Origin of the sequence: Moraxella bovis, from assembly GCF_002014975.1 — a bacterium.
GTDB classification, from domain to species: Bacteria; Pseudomonadota; Gammaproteobacteria; order Pseudomonadales; family Moraxellaceae; genus Moraxella; species Moraxella bovis.
In genome coordinates this window covers 37,240-54,426 of the sequence record NZ_MUXV01000030.1, presented here as the reverse complement: position 1 = coordinate 54,426, position 17,187 = coordinate 37,240, and the positions used below count along the sequence as shown (strand labels likewise).

Below are 17,187 nucleotides of genomic sequence, written 5' to 3'. Positions count from 1 at the left end.
CTCACACCGCCATCGCACACGCAAAGCCACTTGCCCATGCCCAGTGAAAGTTATAACCGCCAAGCTGACCTGTAACATCCAGTACTTCGCCGATAAAGTATAGACCATCGCACAGCTTACTCTCAAAGGTCTTGCTAGATACATCACGGGTGTCCACCCCGCCAAGGGTTACTTCTGCCACTCGGTAGCCTTCGGTGCCTGATGGCTTGATTTGCCAGTCGTTTAGGGCGTTGCCGAGCGTGATGAGTTCTTTGTCCTTGATGTTGGCAAGCTCGCTGTCTTTGTGCTGTTGCCAAAAGTGACTCTCTAACGCCAATAGCAATTTTTTGGCAAAATAGGGCTGTAAGGCGGTGCGAATGTGCTGTTTGGGGTGCGTGTGTTTGTGCTTGATTAACAGCTCGCCTGCACTCATGTGTGGCAGTAGGTTGATGTGAATGTACTCGCCGATTTGCCAATAGTTGGATAGTTGAAGCATGGCAGGGCCTGACAGTCCCCGATGGGTAAACAGTAGCGGTAGGGCAAATTGGGCTTTGTCATTAAAAGCGATGACGTCCATGCTGATACCGCTTAGCTCTTTTGCCATGGCTCCGATGTGGTCGGTAAAGGTAAACGGCACAAGACCTGCCGATGTTGGCAGTATCTGATGTCCAAACTGCTCGGCAATCTGATAGCCAAAACCGCTCGCCCCGAGTGTGGGAATGGACAGACCGCCTGTGGCGATGATGAGTGAGTGGGCAGATAGAGTGTGCTCACGGTTGTCTTTGTGCGTGGTTAGGGTGAATGTGTCACTCTTGTTGATGGTGCTGATTTTGGTGTTTAGCCAGATGGTTACGCCATGATGGTCGCATTCGGTCAGGATCATATTTAAGATGTCTTTGGATGAGTCATCGCAGAACAGTTGCCCGTGCGACTTTTCATGAAAACCAATGCCATGCTTATAGACATAATTCATGAAATGATGGGGCGTGAACTTTGCCAGTGCCGACCGTACAAAATGCGGATTGTGGCTGATAAAATGCTCAGGACGTACGTCCATATTGACGAAGTTACACCGTCCGCCCCCTGACATGAGAATTTTTTTACCAGCTTTGTTGGCGTGGTCAAGCACTAGCACGCTTTTGCCACGTTCGGCAAGATGAAAGGCACAAAACAGCCCAGAAGCCCCTGCACCGATGATGATGGCGTCAAAGTGGGTTATGGACTTGGGCGATGATGGGGTCGGATGAGTCATGATGGTGTGATGATTTTATGATGAGTGTAGAGAATAAAAGATAAAAATAAAGTGGGCATAAAAATTGCTTTATTTTACCCAAAATCTGTGTAAAAATCTTAAATTTTTACACAAAAACACCCCATTTTAGGGTATCATACGCCCATATTTTTATGTTCAGCCCGCCATGTCTAACGATAAGCCCAATAAGACTAGCATTTTTACCCTGCCCAATAACTTGACAATTGCTCGCATTGTCATGATACCGCTGTTTGTGGCGATTGCGTACATGCCCCCTGCACTTGGCATTGGCGTGCCTGCCATTCCCGATAATGCCATTGCTCGCCTTGGCATGCTAGAATACAGCGATAACATGCTTCGTCATTTTTTGCTGACGTTTGTTTTTATATTGGCGGCACTGACCGATTGGCTTGATGGTTATTTGGCACGCAAACTCAACCAAAGCTCGGCATTTGGGCGTTTTTTAGACCCTGTGGCGGACAAATTGATGGTGGCGGCGGCACTTATTATCTTGGTGCAGTGGCATCCGAACATCGTGATGGCGATTAGTGCCATTGTGATTATCTCTCGTGAGATTGCCGTGTCAGCACTGCGTGAGTGGATGGCAGAGCTTGGCAATCGCACATCGGTGGCGGTCTCATATGTAGGCAAATTAAAAACCACATTTCAGATGGTTGCCATTACCGTACTACTACTTAACTGGCAGATTTTGGAGACGCTGGGCTATACCTTGATGATTATTGCGGTGATATTGACCCTGTGGTCGATGACGATTTATCTAAAAGCGGCGTGGCCTTATTTAAAACAAAATTAATTTAAATCATTTAAAATAAAATTAACAAAAATCCACAATCACGTGTGATTTGTGTATAATCGTTAAAAAACGGCTTATGATATAATAAGCCGTTTTTTTCTGTGGCTTATGCCATTTTATCATAGCTGAACAATATACTTCACTCTCAACTTAAAATGGTAACTTACTGATTATCTGATGGTTATTTTTCGGGTTGTGGGGGGAATTGCAATTTGCCCTTGATAAATCAATCACTGATATAAAGTTGAGAATAGGATACAATATGTCAAAATTCACTCATTCACTAACTTCCTTATCCCGCCTGTCTGCCTTATCGCTTGCTTTGGCGTTGCCCATGTCTGCGATGGCACTGTCTGCCGATACCGCCAAAAGCGATGGCACGCTATCAGGGCTGTTTGCTCATCAGTCCAAATTCAAATTCCTACCCGTTCACCAAGCCTTTAACGTCTCTGCCAGTCAGCAGGGCGACACGCTTGCGGTGACATTTGGGGTAACGCCCGAGCATTATGTTTATAAAGACAAAATCAAACTGACCCTGCCCGATGGCGTGAGCATGGGCGCGTGGTCGTTTAACAAACCACACACGATGATAGATGATCCTGAATTTGGGCGAGTGGCGGTATTTGAAGAAGACGTGGTGGCAACTGTCAAACTGACCGCCACTGCCGATGTGACCGCCCCGATAAGTGTTCGTTGGCAGGGCTGTGCCAAGGCAGGGCTGTGTTATCCGCCTGAGACACTAAAAACGACCATTAGCCTAACAGGCAATGCCAAAAAAAAACCAGACACACCAAGCAGTCAAGCCACGGTCACAAATAAAGCCAATCAATCGGGCAAAGGCACACCCAAAGATGGCGTGGGGCTTGGCTTGGATAATCAGTCAAATAATGGCTTAACTGGCAATTTAAATAATAATGTAACTAACGGCTTAAATAACTCAAATAACAATACAAATAACAATTTAGACAAAACCAGCCCGACCACAGAGCCTACCCAGTTGTCACAGGCAGGCATGAGCCAAGATGGGACAGGTGTGCCCGTCACTCAAAACACCGCTCCCGACCAAACACTGTCAGTCCCAACATCGCCACTGGTCACGCCTGTATTTGGCGATGAGCGGGGGAATACCCCAACTGGCGAATCAAATGATGAGATGGGTGGCGGACTGGGTAATGAGTCATCTGCTGACATGGCAAGCTCCCCAAATGCCCAAACAAGCACGGCGGCCGCAGACACCAGTCATCAGGCAGTAAGCAGCCAAAGCGACCCGTTTGGCATTAACAAAAATCCTGCCCTAGCGGTGCTACTGCTCTTTTTGGCGGGACTGTTGCTGTCCTTTACGCCATGCGTCTATCCGATGATACCGATTGTCGCCAATATCGTTGCTCATAACAAGTCCCATACTGCCTTAAAGGGATTTGCCTTGTCGGGCAGTTATGGACTGGGTGTGGCGACGGCTTATGGCGTGTTGGGCGGTCTGATTGCGTGGTTTGGGCAGGCGGTGGGCGTGCTTGGACTGCTACAAAACCCTTATGTACTGGGGGTATTTGCCATTATTTTTGCCTTGCTTGCCTTGTATATGTTTGACATCATTAAGATCACTTTGCCATCGGGCGTGCGAGACATGTTGCACAGAAAATCCCAATCTGCCGATGATAAGCTGGGCAGTGTGGGTGGTAGTTTTGTTGCTGGGGCGTTATCGGCACTGGTGGTGTCGCCTTGTGTGTCCGCCCCCATGGCAGGGGCTTTGACGGCAGTCTCGGCAAGTGGTAGCGTGCCTTTTGGGTTCATCGCCCTGTTTTCGTTGGGGCTTGGCTTGTCCATACCGCTCATGTTCATCGGTCTGGCACAGGGCAAGTTTATGCCCAAAGCAGGCGAGTGGATGAACCGTGTCAAGGAATTTTGTGGGCTGTTATTGCTCGCGGTGTCGCTATCTCTATTAGAGCGACTACTGTTCTCGCCTGTCATGCTCATCATTTGGGCGGTGTGGTTTGCGATGACGGCAGTGTGGCTGTTTAGAATGAAAAATCTAGCGTCGCACGCATTTGCCTTGGTGGGGGCGTTGTGGGCGGTGTGCCTTGTGGTGGGGGCGAGCATGGGGGCGAATGACCCATGGCGACCGCTCGCCAAACTGGGGGTGACCGCGACTGTTGCCGAGTCCAAGGCAGACATCAAAATCAGCAGTCTAAGCGAGCTTGACTCCATCCTTACCCGTCATGAAAAAGTGCTGGTGGACGTGACTGCCGACTGGTGTGTCGAATGCCGTATCATGGAACGTACGTTGTTTACCAATCGCCCTGTGGCACTGTCAGACTATCAAGTGGTCAAGCTAGACATTACTGAGACCAATGATGACAGCCGAGCGGTACTGGCACGTTATGGGCTGTTTGGGCCTCCGGCACTGCTTATTTATAAACAAGGGCAGCTGCAAACCATGCTACTTGGCGAGACCAAACGGGCGGATTTTGAGATGGCGTTGGTGCAGTTTTGATGATTTTGAAATTTTTTTAAAATTATTTTAGGGCGTGCCTGCCTTTTATATTTGCCATGAAAAACCAGATTTAGTCATTTTCATGCAAAAACGATTAGTTTATTTCTAAAATATTTCTATATTGTAAATAGTGTTATAAAAGGTAGGCACGCCCTAAAAATTAGTGCCGTCATTTAAATGCAGGTATAAAATTTACAAAGCCAACAACAAACAACTGACAAAAACTGTAAGTCATTGACAAAAAATGTCAGCTTGGTAAAAATTGGTAATCTTAGGTAAGGTAGAGTTGTGAACCCGAGCGTTTACAACTTTATTTTGCAAGCGTGTTTGGCTTTTGTTAAAATATGCAGTTTTAAGCCATGTTCTGATGACTTGCTTTGGGCAAAATGGGTAAACAGACAGATAAAATGAAACAGGCTAGACAAACCAAGACAGTACTGGGTGCATGTACACACTGGGCAAGACCATTTGTACTGGGGGCGACATTAGGAGTGATGTGTTTGGTATTGACCGCTTGCCTTGATGATAACCCAGGCAAGCAAGCAAGCTCACCAAACATCGCAGGCTCAGACTTTGGTGGATGCCCAAACCGCCCAAAACACACAGCCCAAGCAGTCAAATCCAAGCTGTCAAAATCAGCTCATCGCCACAAGCTTTACCGAGCGACGCTCTGATGTCCAAGTGGCAGGGTGTGGCACGGTCAAGGCAACCCTGCCCGATGACAACAAAGGCTCACGTCACCAAAAATTCATCGTCTCATTAGACGGGGTGGACATGACGGTGCTTATCGCCCATAACATTGACCTAGCCCCGTATGTGACAGGGCTAAAAAAGGGCGACAGTGTGTCATTTTATGGCGAGTATGAATACACCGACAAAGGTGGGGTGGTGCATTGGACGCACCATGACCCTGCGGGCAGACACCAAGGGGGCTGGATTATGTTTGATGGGCAAAAATATGAATAGCGGTCTTTGTATTTGATGTTTTTAAATTCAACCGTTGGTCTTAATTTGATTTATCGTTTAGTATATCTATCATTTAACAAAACATGACAAGCATGAATGCATAATGATTTAAGCTTGTCATTTACCTAGTGTGAGATATTTTATGAAGTTTATCCCAAAGCGATTGAGCCTTGCTGTGACGCTCTCGTCATTGTCGCTAGGCGTGATGAGTGGGCAGGCATGGGCAGAAGAGATTGCCCTGCCCATGCCCGAAGTGAGTGCGGTGCAGACGAACGGGCTTGACATTGCCGACCCTGTGCAAGGTGAGCGACTGTTTTTTGACTGTGCATCCGTGGTCAATGATGGTGAGCGTTTGGCGTGTTTTGACAGCATTGCCCTAGGCAAAGTGCCAAGCGTACTCCAAGACAAACGCCCTCTTGATTTGGGACAGACCTTTAAACGCACCATTAAGGGCGACCCACAGGTGGTGCTTGCTGAGACTGCCGGTGATTTGCCGACTGCTGACATCGCCCTAACAGAGAATGGGGCAGATGATGAGATAAACCCCGACATCAGTGCCAGTGGCTTTGGCAAGGTGGATGGTAGTAGATACACGCCACTGAGTTTGGCTTATGACTTGGACAAAAACAGCGGTGGGCTATGGAAAGCTCGTCCCCATAACCCCATGTATGTCCTACCAGTATTTGTCAATACCAAACCCAACCGTTCGGTCAGCACCCCAACCCAAGAAGCAGTGGATTATACCGGTAATGATATCCGTAGTGCCGAGTTAAAATTGCAACTCTCATTCAAATCCAAAGTTGTCGAAGATTTGTTTGGTACGAACGCAGACATGTGGTTTGGCTATACTCAGCAGTCGCATTGGCAGGTCTATAACGAAGATAACTCACGTCCGTTTAGGGCTCATGACTATCAGCCAGAGCTGTTTATCACTCAACCTGTGGTGGCAGACTTGCCCTTTGATGGCAAGCTACGCATGCTTGGGGCGGGTGTGGTACACCACTCAAATGGTGAAGGTGATTCCCTGTCACGCTCATGGAACCGTGCCTATGTCATGGCAGGGGCGGAGTGGGGTAACTTTACGGTCATGCCACGCCTGTGGGCGAGAGTTGCTAAGACCAGTGACAGTAGCCGTCCTGATGATAACCCTGATATTGTAGACTATTATGGTCATGGCGATGTGCGTTTTATTTATCAGTTTGATAAGGGCAATAATATCTCAGGCACACTGCGTTATAACCCTAAGACCAGCAAAGGAGCGGTTCAGCTTGACTATGTTCGCCCCATTGGTCGTGGCGTGAGTGGTTATGTTCAGCTGTTTCATGGCTATGGTCAGTCCATCATTGATTATAATCATGAGTCCACGACCGTGGGCGTGGGCGTGATGTTAAATGACTGGATGGGATTATAACCTTTGCTCGCTCGCCTGCCCCCGTATGCCCTTGCCATGCTCTCATCATACGTGCATGAGTGCTGTCAGTTATGTGGGCAGACGATAGAGGTTAAGCCTAAGTTGGATATAGGGGGTATGGCTGACCATCCCCCTTTTTGTCATATTCCTGTTTACCACGCACCCTTTTACCATGCTCCACTGCTTTGTATGTATTGTCATGCCCAGTGGGCAGGTAGATTGCCGATATTTGCCATGCGTGATGATGGGCGAGAGATTGCTTTGTATGCGAGTGCTTATTATGATGTGCCGTTAAAGCAGGTCATGACCGCTTTCAAGGATAAAGGCGATGTGTCATCACTCATGGTGCTGTATCATCTAATGAGATACGTCAGGCGACCCCAAGGTGTAAATGCTGATAACGCCGTGCTTATTCCAGCTCCGACCACAAGCTCTCGTTTGGTAGAACGAGGCTTTTATCCTGTGCTGATTTTGACCAGATATTTATCCTTTTTGTGGCAGATACCGATGTGGCAAGGTGTCGCTCGCTTGGATAATGTCATTCATCAGCGTGGTCTTAGCCGTAGCGACCGCCTGCATAACGTCAAGCATGATTTTTATCTGACCGACCCTTTGCCTGTCCGTCATGCGATACTGGTAGATGATGTTGTGACCACAGGCTCGACACTGCTTGCCATGGCAAATGCCATTTGGGCAGAACACCCCACTGCCAAAATTCATGGCGTTTGTGCATTGCATGGGCGAGAGGGGATTCATCTGCCGATTTTGGATGGGTAAAGACCCCCAAGCCTATTTAGTTGCTTAATTCATAGATTGACAAGGATAAGCGGTGTTGGTTTTGGTGCTGATTTTTGCTACAATAGATAAATAAATTGTCAATTTTTGTCAATAAAGTGACAATTTTTAACCATATTTTAGGTATATTCCTCCCAAGAAATAACGATGTTTAAGGAATGATTCTTGCGACATTATCATTAATTTTCACTACTATTTAATTGGGATGGTTTGTATCCCAACCTGTCGGGGATGACTCGTGTTTCATTCAAATTTACATTCATATCGCCATCAGTCGGGATTTACCTTGATTGAGGCGTTGGTGGTAATATCTATTATCGCTATCATTTCAATGATGGCATATCCTAGTATCAGTTCACAACTGGCTCGAACGCAAATGACCAGAGCAGCAGGCGATATTGAGTCTGCATTAAAAAATGCCCGAGCCAGTGCACTAATCCAGAAGAGAAATGTCAGTTTCATTATTGATGCCCAGGGGCATAATATCCAAATAACTGGTTCTGAGCCGATGAATATGACATATTCTAATAAGGTAGTAGTTACTCCCTCTTCAAATACTATTGTCTTCACCCCCCAAAAAACAGTACAAGGTGCTGGTACTTTTGGTATTTGTTACCAAGATTTTACAAGCAATCAAATTATAATAACAGTAGATAATCGCTCAAACATTACAGTCAACAGAAATGGCGGAGATTGTTCATCATGACATATAAATCTTTGAAAAATCAACAGGGTATCGGTATTGTCGAGGTAATGGTCGCATTAATGTTGCTTGCCATCGCTGTCTTGGGGTTTAGTGCCATGCAATTGGCAGCGGTAAAATCTACTGATGAGAGTCTGATGCGTACTCGTGCGTTGGCTGTTATGCGTGGTGCAGCAGAAAACATGAGGGGTTATGGAGAGGATGGTATCGGTGCTTTTACAACGGCACTAAATGGTAATGCTAGGAATACTGATGGTTGTATGCAATCTGGAGATAGTTTAAACTACTGTACAGTAGCACAGCTTGCTGCCAAGGATGCTGCAACTTTAAATGTCTTTGCAACCAGTCAAGGTATGACATTAAGATTAGTCAATTGCCCAGGCACGGCAGGTGGTCAGGTGCGTCGATGCATGATTGCTGCTTGGGGTAAGACGAAAGCGACACTTGGTAGTGGAAGGAATGATTGTGCGAATGAGGCAACAGGCATTCAAAACTCGGGTGCATCATGTTTTGTCATGGAGGCTTACTAATGAATTCAAGACAACAAGGTTTTACCCTCATTGAACTGATGATTTCATTGGTGTTGGGTCTCATTATTTCTGCTGCTGTTATGCAGGTTTACATCATGAGCGTAAGAACAAACACCATTCAAGCTAGTAGCAGTAATTTGCAAAATACCAGCGTGTTCGGCTTTCAGAGCTTAGAGCATAACATTCGTCTTGCCAACTTAGGTAATGATACTACCTCTATTAAGTCTGATACAGGTTTCGGCGGAATTGTCTTGACTAGGAATAACCTTCCTATTGAAGGTGATTTTTTAACACGCTCAGGCGGCGGTGTGACTAACACTAATGTTAGAAGTGACCAGCTGACCATTTCTTATCGCAATATCTCTGGTAGAACAATGAGTGATTGTGAGGGTAATGACGTTCCAGACGGCACCTTGGTTGTAGAGCGTTATTTCATGTCAGGGACAGTGCCAAACCTTCATCTGCACTGTGATTCAGGTCATTTTACAGGAAATAATCTAGGTGGTCTAGCTAACGGCACGGCAAGGCTCGGTGCAGGTGATGTAGAATTCATTAGCAATGTAGATCAATTTAGAATATTATTGGGCATGCAAACTGAGGGGAATAACCCACAGATTACCTTTTTGTCTCCACAAGCTTATGTTAATTTGGGTGCTGGCAGCCAAGATCCGATAGTGGCGGTCAGGCTGGGAATTGTTAGTCGCGGCGGCACAGCTATTTTAGGTGAAGAAGGAGCGACTCAATTTCAAATATTTGGTGAGACAAATACCTTGATAGGTAATGCCGCAAATAATGCACAGGTTCGGGGTGTCTACGAGTCAAATGTACTGCTTAGAAATGCTCGTGTCGTACATACCACAGGTAGAGATTAAAGAGAATAATTATGTCTAGCTTTTCCCAAATGAATATCGCCAATCGTCACCAACAAGGCGTTGCTTTGGTGGTTGTTTTGGTTTTTCTAATCATGATTTTAAGTATCGGCGTGATTGCTTTACGAAAAAGTAGTACAGACTTAAAAGTCGCTACCGCCGACCAAATGGACAATGTGCTACTCCAATCGTCTGAAAGTGCTAATCAAAAGCTAGAAGCCATTGTTAATGGTAGCGATCAAGATGTGTTGTATAAAAGAGTGGTGCTAAGCCCCTTAGGGTCTTTGGGTTATTTTATTAATGATTCGAATAATATGGGCGATGAATTTGTTTATTGTTTCAATCCTAGGACCAATGATTATTTGCGTAATACTGCTACTATTTTTCGTGGGACAGGTATGCTAGAAAATAATGGTGGTATTTGCGGTCAGGGTGACACTTTTGAATATACCAGTGCCAGACAGTCGGTGGTTACGCAGGTTAATCTGACCCAGCCTAGAAAATCAGAAGAAAATAACGAGAATGCTTTTGGTTTTGAGCACATCCCTTATGGTCAGAGTGCTACATTGGGAGAGGCAACCGTCTACGACTTTGAGGTGCATACCACTTCTCTAATCCCTGCTTACGGCACACCTGGGAATTGTTTGACTAGACGCACTACCGAGACTAATGACACATTGATGGACTGCATGGCTGACACAGGTACGCCACATAAGACCATTTACCAGCAAGTGACTGTAGCTCAAACCAGTACCCTAGCAAATCGTTAATGCTCATCATAACAGCAAACAGGTGATTATCATGAAAAATTTAAAAAAAAATACACTTAGTACACAGCTTACCCGTGTTAGTATTGCCACAATCATGGCAATGACCACCATGTCAGCTCACGCATCAACCAAGCAGATTGGAGACCTTGAAATCTATCAGCCTGCTAAGTCAGCCAATACAAACCTGATGATGATGCTGGACACCTCAGGCTCGATGGGTATTAGCTCCCTTGTCCTACCAAAGACGAACAAGTATGGTAGCCCTGGTGATGTTGATAAACCTTTGTGTGGTAGAACGGCAGGGGAGTTCAAACAGTGGATTTATAACGCTAAAGATATGCGGGCAAGTAGTGAAACTTATAATAGAACTGCTTTTAAAAAGAGCGTAACAGTCGAAGGAGAGACGATTAACTACTATCTGCGAGGCTGTGGTACAGCAACCATTGATGCCTCTGGCAAGCTTATTGAGAGTGAGTCAGGTAAGTTTGACCGACTGTCGCGTCTCAAAGAATCCTTGATTCAGCTCATTGCCAGCGATACCATTGATGAGACAGTTTCTATTGGTTTGGGTAACTTCTCCTCCAAGACCCCCATTAAGATTGGTGATTCACAAAACACTTTGGTGGACGGTCACTCAGGCACGATCTTGGTTCCTGTTAAACCTTTGACCAAAGAACATCGTTTGGATCTAATTCGTACACTTGCTGCTTTCAAATCGGTTGATGTTGTAAGCGATGAAGATGGGAAGCCCAATCCAAACTTAGCAGGTAATTCAACCAACTATCCTGATATCTTTAAGGCAGCAAGTGGTACGCCGACCGCTCATGCTTACGCTGAGGCAGGTGCTTATATGCTAGGGACTGGTACTGGCAGGGATAGTAACATCGAAAAGGCAAAAACTTTAAATATCTTGTATGATGGTTCTGTGGTCATGCAGCGTACAGGTGGCACTGAACAGGTCTATTATATTTGCGTCGAGCTGGGTACTGCCGATGCAGCAAGGCAATTCGGTGCGACCGTTAGGCAGTGTGCAAATGGTTGGAACCCTAATGAAATTCGTAAGGATACTGGGCAGCCTTTTGGTTTATGGTATGATGGTTCAACAATAGGACCCAACATTCCTGTTTATAAACCTAACAGCAATGGCGGTTGGACGCCGGTTAGTCGTCAAGAGCTAATTAGAACTGTCGGTCGTATGAGCAATGCATGGGAGACGCATTCAAAACTTCCTGTGGGCTGGCGTTATGCTGGTTGGATGAAAGTAGACAATGAGCCGATGGACATCGAGCCGATTAACACCAAAGGCTGGGACAACCCAGGTGGGGCAACTGCTTATGTATCCTACCGTGCCAGTCCATTTATCGTAACATCTACTACTGAGGGTGCTGAGACTTGTGATGCAGGCTATGCTTATCGTAGTACTGCTTGGGATAATGGTGGTAACTACAAATGTAAGAGTAATGCATTGGGGGAGGGAGTAAAAGGAACAAATAGAAACCTGACCTGTCCAAGTTGGTATATTGATTGCCAGCCAGTGCAATCAAGAACGATACTTGTCCGAAATAATTGGGGTACTTACAGCTATCAGAATGAATATTATCGGATGGGCTATCACTTAAAAGAAGCGAAAAAATCAACAGCCACGAATGAATATCTCAATAACATTGGTGGCATGAGATATGCTGGTATTAAACATGACCTAAATGGTGACGGTGTTAACGAGTTAAATGTTACTGTGCCATTTAAAAATGACGATAATTATCAAGAGCCTGATAATACCGTGGGTGAATGTAGTAGTAACGGTATCTATTTCCTAACTGACGGTGCTCCTAACTCCACAACAGATGATATGGCAAAACAAATCATCAATCGCACCTTGGGCAATAAAACCATCTCTTCAAAGCCTGTGGGGCTAACATCTCCGGCGTTAACCTCTGGTCTGTTTAAAGGTGAGACAGGGGGCTGGGAATATATTGGTGAGTATGCAAAACGTCTAAGAGAGCCAACACAAAACCCATCTGGCGTAAAAATCAGAACGGCGGTAGCGGGGTTTGGTGCATCTTTTGCCGGTCTGTCAAGTTCGAAAAATGAAAATGGGCAGACCATCTATAACTGTGACTCAGATACGGCCACCGCAGATGCTAAGAATGCGTGTCGTTGGGGTAATATTGGTAGCGGTTATGGCGAAGGTGGTTTTTTCTATACTCAGTCAGCTGATGATATTGCTAAGAGTATCAAGGTATTTTTAAACACACTAAATACAAGTCTGCCTACCGCACCAGCTGGTACGATTACCATTCCTGATGACCCATATCAAGCATCCAGTCAACAGGCTATTGCTTTCTTGCCTATGTTGCAGCCAGATGTGAGTTCCGCCAGTAGTATTTGGCAGGGTAACTTAAAGAAATATGAAATCGGTACAGTAACCAAAGGGGTGAGTGATGTCGCTAATGAAGGCACATTCTTTGGTAAAAACAAAGCTCATCTTTACCAAGCAGATGGTGTGAGCCTAAGCAAAGTAGCCCAAGATTTTTGGAGTGATAAAGATTATCCAGATGCCAACGATGCGGTAACATCAGGTGGGGTTTATGCAAATCTAAAATTGCCTAATAGGTCAGCACTTGATGGTGTTCGCACCGTTTTTGTGGAAGATGGTGATACTCTTAAAAAATTCGGTGTTAATGCCAGTGGGAAGCTAACCTTAAATGACAATGAGTTGAGTGCAGACAATACTTTTGCGGATACTAAGCTGTATACACCTGCTAATGTTCAGCATTTATTGAGATTCTTAGGATTTGTCAATGTTACTGTACCTGATAATTTAGCAAATACAGTGGTAACAGCTGATAATATAGCTGACTCTAAAATCATGGGCGGTGTTGTGCATTCCTCGCCTAGCTTTGTCTCTTATTCGGCAAAGGTAAATGCAGATGGAGAAGTGACAGATGAGCGTGATGAGTATGTTCTCTTTGGTTCGATGGATGGTGCATTGCACATGGTGGATTCTGATAATTTTTCAGAGTCAGGTTCTGGCGGCAAAGAGCAATTTGCCATCATTACCAAGCAGATGTTGTTAGAACAGCCAGAGGCGCTCTCTGCATCTGTAAGTGGAGAGAGTGAGGGTGTTGGTAAGCCGAAGTTTGGTGTGGATGCTCCGTGGCTAGTAACAGCAACTTATACTTATCAAGACGGTAAGTTGGTGGCTCAAAGCACTGAACCTACCGCCCCTCAAGGCAAGTCATACAATACTCTATCAGGTGTTAATGCTTTTGGTGGCTTCCGCTTGGGAGCAAAAGGTCTGTATGGACTTGATTTAACAGACAAAAATGAACCAATATTAAGATTTGCTTTTCTTCCGACATCGGAGGGTGCAGATAGATTGGGTTATATCTGGAATAAACCAACTTTGGCACGTATTAAGACTGGCGCTAATGATATGGGTACCGACGTACTGGTGTTTGGTGGTGGCTATGACATGTGCTATGAAGATGAGAATTTCCAAGTAGGCGAAGGTACAGGCTCAGATGCTTGTAAGGTAAAACCTTATGCAGATGGTAGTGCAATTTATATTATTAATGCCAAGACAGGTGCTTTGATATGGAAAGCCTCATCAGAGACGATTCGTGATATGAAACACAGTATTGTTGGTGAGATTGCTGTTCTGGACCGTAATAATGACGGCTTTATGGATCACTTATACGCTGCTGACCTAGGCGGTCAAATATTCCGTGCTGATTTTACCAACGCATCATCAACACGTGATTCGTTTGCTGCGCGTGGTGTGGTTCGAGTATTCCATGAACCAGGCGAGGGTGTGTATACCAGACGTTTTTATGAAAAGCCACAGGTTAATATCTATACAGAGACTAAGCGTTTCGCTACGGTATCAGTTATCTCGGGCGATAGAAGTAGTCCTTTATCAAAACTAAGAGGTAATACCACAACGGCTGATAGACTGTATACACTTTTTGATACCGATATTACAAAAACCAATCGAGAATTTAATGCTCTAACTAGTAGCACCTATCAGGTGAAAGATATTACACCTGCCAACCTTGAAGCTTTGGGAGATGTGAATGGTGGTCAAAAAGATACTCACTTACAAAAGATTAAGGCTTTCATAACCAACTCCAATCCAACTGAAGCGGTGAAAAAGGGTTGGTATTATCCATTAAATCGTTTTGATGGTTATACCAATGTTAGATATGGTAAGGGTGTCGGTAAATTAGAAGTAGTTAGTGGCTTGCTGAATAACAAAAGAAGCAGTTTCTTGTACACGACTGTTTATAATCCAGACATGAGTTATACTAAGACCGATAGTTGTTCAGCCCAAATTAAAGGTGGTTCAGAGCGTCAGTTCTACTGCATGCCTTGGGGTATTTGTGAAAACACATCAACTGGACTTGCTGGCTATCAAAGAGCAGGTATAGGTATTCAAGAGCTTGCCAGAGGTCCTGCAAGTAAAGCAAATTCAAGCAAGGTGTTGTTATCGAGCATGTTGGGTGCTTACCATGCCGAAAATAATTACAATAAAGCATCAAGCTCTATTGTTACAGCACAGTCGGGTGTGCCAAATCCTAATGGTGTTACTGGTTGGACGAATCCGATTGCTATACCTGATCTCATTAGTGGCGGACAAAGCGAAAGCACTGCTTATACTTTAACACCCAAGCAATGGTATGACGTGTCTGCCACAAAATAATGTTATTGACTATCGGAGAATATTTATGAATAAACAGCAAGGCTTCACTCTCATAGAGTTAGTCATTACGATAGTTATCTTGGGGATACTGGCAGCGATTGCCATCCCCAGTTATAGGCAATTTTTGATAAAGAATTCAGAGTCGCAAGCCCAAGCTCGTATGGCAACCATTCAGATGGATTTAGACAAATGGCGTGCTAGCACTTTAACCTTTTCAGGTTTTAGAATTAGACAGGTTGCGGATAATGGTGGAGAAACTTTTACGGACGCAACTACCATTAGTGTGCCAACCAATAACCCTAAATACACCATCGAGCTAACTAATGGGCAGGGAGGAGCATTATCTTCTGCGGCTAGAGATATAAATACCGTTAGAGCTGGGACATCTTGGGTGATGGTTGCAAGACCGACCCAAGACAATCAGCAGGCCAAAGTGATTTTGATGAATAGTCAAGGGCAGAGATGTATGAGTGAGGATCGGAACTTTTGCCCAGATAACAGTATTAATGATTGTAGTTGCGAAGGGGAGATTTCGTGGTAATAGAAAATAAGTCAAAGGGTTTTACTCTTGTTGAATTAATGTTAGCGGTGGCGGTGATTGGGATTTTAGCAGCTATTGCCTACCCTAGTTATCAAAACTACATCATTAAGACTAAACGTGCCAATATGATGGCTGATATGCAGAATATGGCAGGTCAAATTGAGTCTAAGAAGATGATGTTGGGTGGTTATGCAAATATACCTACTGCCCCTATTATTAGCTCCGCAAATCCGGAGAGCAGTGAGTTGTATAATGTGGTAATTGCCCCTTTGACGGATCAATGGGTGATTACAGCAACGCCTAATGCTTCTGGACAAATGAAGAACGATGGTAACTTGCAATTGCACGCAGATGGTAGAAAATGCCGTGCGGGAAGATGCGGGACAGGTGATGAATGGCGATAATAAAACATTTGTAAATCAAAATCTTATCATGGCTGTTTGGTTACATATCAAAACATGAAAGTCATCAAAATATCACAAATTTCTTTGATTTGACTATTGATTTTATGGTTTTTTGATATTAAAATTAAACCATATAAATTAATGTTTAGTTTATATATTACTTTTGGAGAAAAGATGATGAAAACTTTAAAGTTAGTAGCCCTAACTAGTGCGGTATTATTTTCTGGTACTGCCATGGCAAATGTCGTAACCAATGCAGGTCATACCATTGTAGATAGTGGTAAGACTGTCTTTACCACATTAGCCAAGCCAGGTGCTATCAATGCTGAGATTGGTACATTAGGTTATGGTGCAAGCATCGCATGGTCTGCCAACGAATCAACCGAAGTGGTTGCTGGTTGGAATGGCGGTAGCTTCGATGTAGATACCGACATCGGTGGTAGTGATTCTATCATCAACTGGAAAAAAGTGCTAGGTAATGAATGGGATGACTATCAAGGCAACCTAAAACTTGATGGCGATTACAGCAACCCTTATGTTGGTGTTAATCTACGTCCTTGGAAAAACCGCTTTACTGTAGGTACTGGCGTTATTTTTCAAGACAATAAGCTTGATGCAACCCTAACTTCCCAAGAAGGGAGAGCAACCATCAAGATTAATGATAAAAAATACAAAGTTGATGGCAATATCAATGTTAAGGCAGAGTCTGGCAATACCTTGGCTCCTTACTTGACTTTGGGTGTTAAGCCAAATATCAACAGTAACAGCCGTGTCGGTTTCTTTGGTGAAGTGGGTGCTGCTTATACTGGCAAATGGAAAACAGAAGTTAATCTAGATAATGCTGTTGTTCCAAGCCAAAATGAAGCAGAATTTCAAGCTGACCTAGAAAAAACCATCAGAGATAATAATCCCACTTGGTATCCTATTGTTAAAGTTGGTGCAACTTATCGTTTCTAATTT

At 44.6% G+C, this 17,187-nt stretch carries 14 protein-coding genes; 13 read left to right on the top strand and 1 reads right to left on the bottom strand.

All coding sequences use genetic code 11. The features are described 5' to 3' along the window. Nucleotide 1 precedes the first annotated feature (1 nt). On the bottom strand, nt 2–1,231 hold the full coding sequence (locus B0182_RS07520) for a BaiN/RdsA family NAD(P)/FAD-dependent oxidoreductase (RefSeq protein WP_078274326.1): 1,230 nt from the start codon (nt 1,229–1,231) through the stop codon (nt 2–4). 166 nt (nt 1,232–1,397) lie between these two features. On the opposite strand from B0182_RS07520, the gene pgsA reads away from it, so the two are divergent. The 13 genes from pgsA (at nt 1,398) to B0182_RS07455 (ending at nt 17,184) form a co-directional block, all read left to right on the top strand. Beyond that, nucleotides 1,398–2,045: a CDP-diacylglycerol--glycerol-3-phosphate 3-phosphatidyltransferase gene (gene pgsA, locus B0182_RS07515; protein WP_078274325.1), complete on the top strand. Its 648-nt coding sequence runs from the start codon at nt 1,398–1,400 to the stop codon at nt 2,043–2,045. Nucleotides 2,046–2,307: 262 nt separating this feature from the next. Next, the gene (locus B0182_RS07510; RefSeq protein ID WP_078274324.1) at nt 2,308–4,536 is read left to right on the top strand and encodes a cytochrome c biogenesis protein CcdA; all 2,229 of its coding nucleotides are present in this window, start codon (nt 2,308–2,310) and stop codon (nt 4,534–4,536) included. A gap of 522 nt (nt 4,537–5,058) precedes the next feature. Beyond that, nucleotides 5,059–5,502 (top strand): DUF3465 domain-containing protein, encoded by a 444-nt coding sequence (locus tag B0182_RS07505; protein ID WP_078274323.1) that lies wholly within the window; start codon nt 5,059–5,061, stop codon nt 5,500–5,502. 142 nt (nt 5,503–5,644) lie between these two features. Next, on the top strand, nt 5,645–6,913 hold the full coding sequence (locus B0182_RS07500) for a phospholipase A (RefSeq protein ID WP_078274322.1): 1,269 nt from the start codon (nt 5,645–5,647) through the stop codon (nt 6,911–6,913). Between the two features lie 3 nt (nt 6,914–6,916). Next, nucleotides 6,917–7,690: a ComF family protein gene (locus B0182_RS07495; RefSeq protein WP_143821691.1), complete on the top strand. Its 774-nt coding sequence runs from the start codon at nt 6,917–6,919 to the stop codon at nt 7,688–7,690. Between the two features lie 256 nt (nt 7,691–7,946). After that, nucleotides 7,947–8,414 (top strand): pilus assembly FimT family protein, encoded by a 468-nt coding sequence (locus tag B0182_RS07490; RefSeq protein WP_078274320.1) that lies wholly within the window; start codon nt 7,947–7,949, stop codon nt 8,412–8,414. Further along, on the top strand, nt 8,411–8,941 hold the full coding sequence (locus tag B0182_RS07485; protein ID WP_078274318.1) for a type IV pilus modification PilV family protein: 531 nt from the start codon (nt 8,411–8,413) through the stop codon (nt 8,939–8,941). The genes B0182_RS07490 and B0182_RS07485 overlap by 4 nt, the downstream gene beginning before the upstream one ends. Further along, a complete protein-coding gene (locus B0182_RS07480; protein WP_158079659.1) occupies nt 8,941–9,813 on the top strand; it encodes a prepilin-type N-terminal cleavage/methylation domain-containing protein in 873 nt (290 codons plus the stop codon). Before B0182_RS07485 ends, B0182_RS07480 begins: the two co-directional genes overlap by 1 nt. 11 nt (nt 9,814–9,824) lie before the next feature. Continuing rightward, nucleotides 9,825–10,580, top strand: coding sequence for a pilus assembly protein PilX (locus tag B0182_RS07475; protein ID WP_143821690.1), 756 nt, complete (start codon nt 9,825–9,827; stop codon nt 10,578–10,580). Between the two features lie 31 nt (nt 10,581–10,611). Beyond that, complete coding sequence (locus B0182_RS07470) at nt 10,612–15,282, top strand: PilC/PilY family type IV pilus protein (RefSeq protein WP_078274315.1); 4,671 nt, start codon at nt 10,612–10,614, stop codon at nt 15,280–15,282. Nucleotides 15,283–15,307: 25 nt separating this feature from the next. Beyond that, complete coding sequence (locus B0182_RS15180; RefSeq protein WP_078274345.1) at nt 15,308–15,823, top strand: type IV pilin protein; 516 nt, start codon at nt 15,308–15,310, stop codon at nt 15,821–15,823. Then, nucleotides 15,817–16,227, top strand: coding sequence for a type IV pilin protein (locus B0182_RS15175; protein WP_272506368.1), 411 nt, complete (start codon nt 15,817–15,819; stop codon nt 16,225–16,227). Before B0182_RS15180 ends, B0182_RS15175 begins: the two co-directional genes overlap by 7 nt. A 174-nt stretch (nt 16,228–16,401) precedes the next feature. Next, nucleotides 16,402–17,184, top strand: a complete 783-nt coding sequence (locus B0182_RS07455; protein ID WP_228157795.1) for a hypothetical protein — start codon at nt 16,402–16,404, stop codon at nt 17,182–17,184. Nucleotides 17,185–17,187 lie beyond the last annotated feature (3 nt).

Excerpts from the sequence above, each read along its gene's own strand:
- B0182_RS07520 (WP_078274326.1), bottom strand. The coding sequence starts at position 1,231 with ATGACTCATCCGACCCCATCATCGCCCAAGTCCATAACCCACTTTGAC.
- pgsA (WP_078274325.1), top strand. The coding sequence starts at position 1,398 with ATGTCTAACGATAAGCCCAATAAGACTAGCATTTTTACCCTGCCCAAT.
- B0182_RS07510 (WP_078274324.1), top strand. The coding sequence starts at position 2,308 with ATGTCAAAATTCACTCATTCACTAACTTCCTTATCCCGCCTGTCTGCC.
- B0182_RS07505 (WP_078274323.1), top strand. The coding sequence starts at position 5,059 with ATGATAACCCAGGCAAGCAAGCAAGCTCACCAAACATCGCAGGCTCAG.
- B0182_RS07500 (WP_078274322.1), top strand. The coding sequence starts at position 5,645 with ATGAAGTTTATCCCAAAGCGATTGAGCCTTGCTGTGACGCTCTCGTCA.
- B0182_RS07485 (WP_078274318.1), top strand. The coding sequence starts at position 8,411 with ATGACATATAAATCTTTGAAAAATCAACAGGGTATCGGTATTGTCGAG.
- B0182_RS07480 (WP_158079659.1), top strand. The coding sequence starts at position 8,941 with ATGAATTCAAGACAACAAGGTTTTACCCTCATTGAACTGATGATTTCA.
- B0182_RS07475 (WP_143821690.1), top strand. The coding sequence starts at position 9,825 with ATGTCTAGCTTTTCCCAAATGAATATCGCCAATCGTCACCAACAAGGC.
- B0182_RS07470 (WP_078274315.1), top strand. The coding sequence starts at position 10,612 with ATGAAAAATTTAAAAAAAAATACACTTAGTACACAGCTTACCCGTGTT.
- B0182_RS15180 (WP_078274345.1), top strand. The coding sequence starts at position 15,308 with ATGAATAAACAGCAAGGCTTCACTCTCATAGAGTTAGTCATTACGATA.
- B0182_RS07455 (WP_228157795.1), top strand. The coding sequence starts at position 16,402 with ATGATGAAAACTTTAAAGTTAGTAGCCCTAACTAGTGCGGTATTATTT.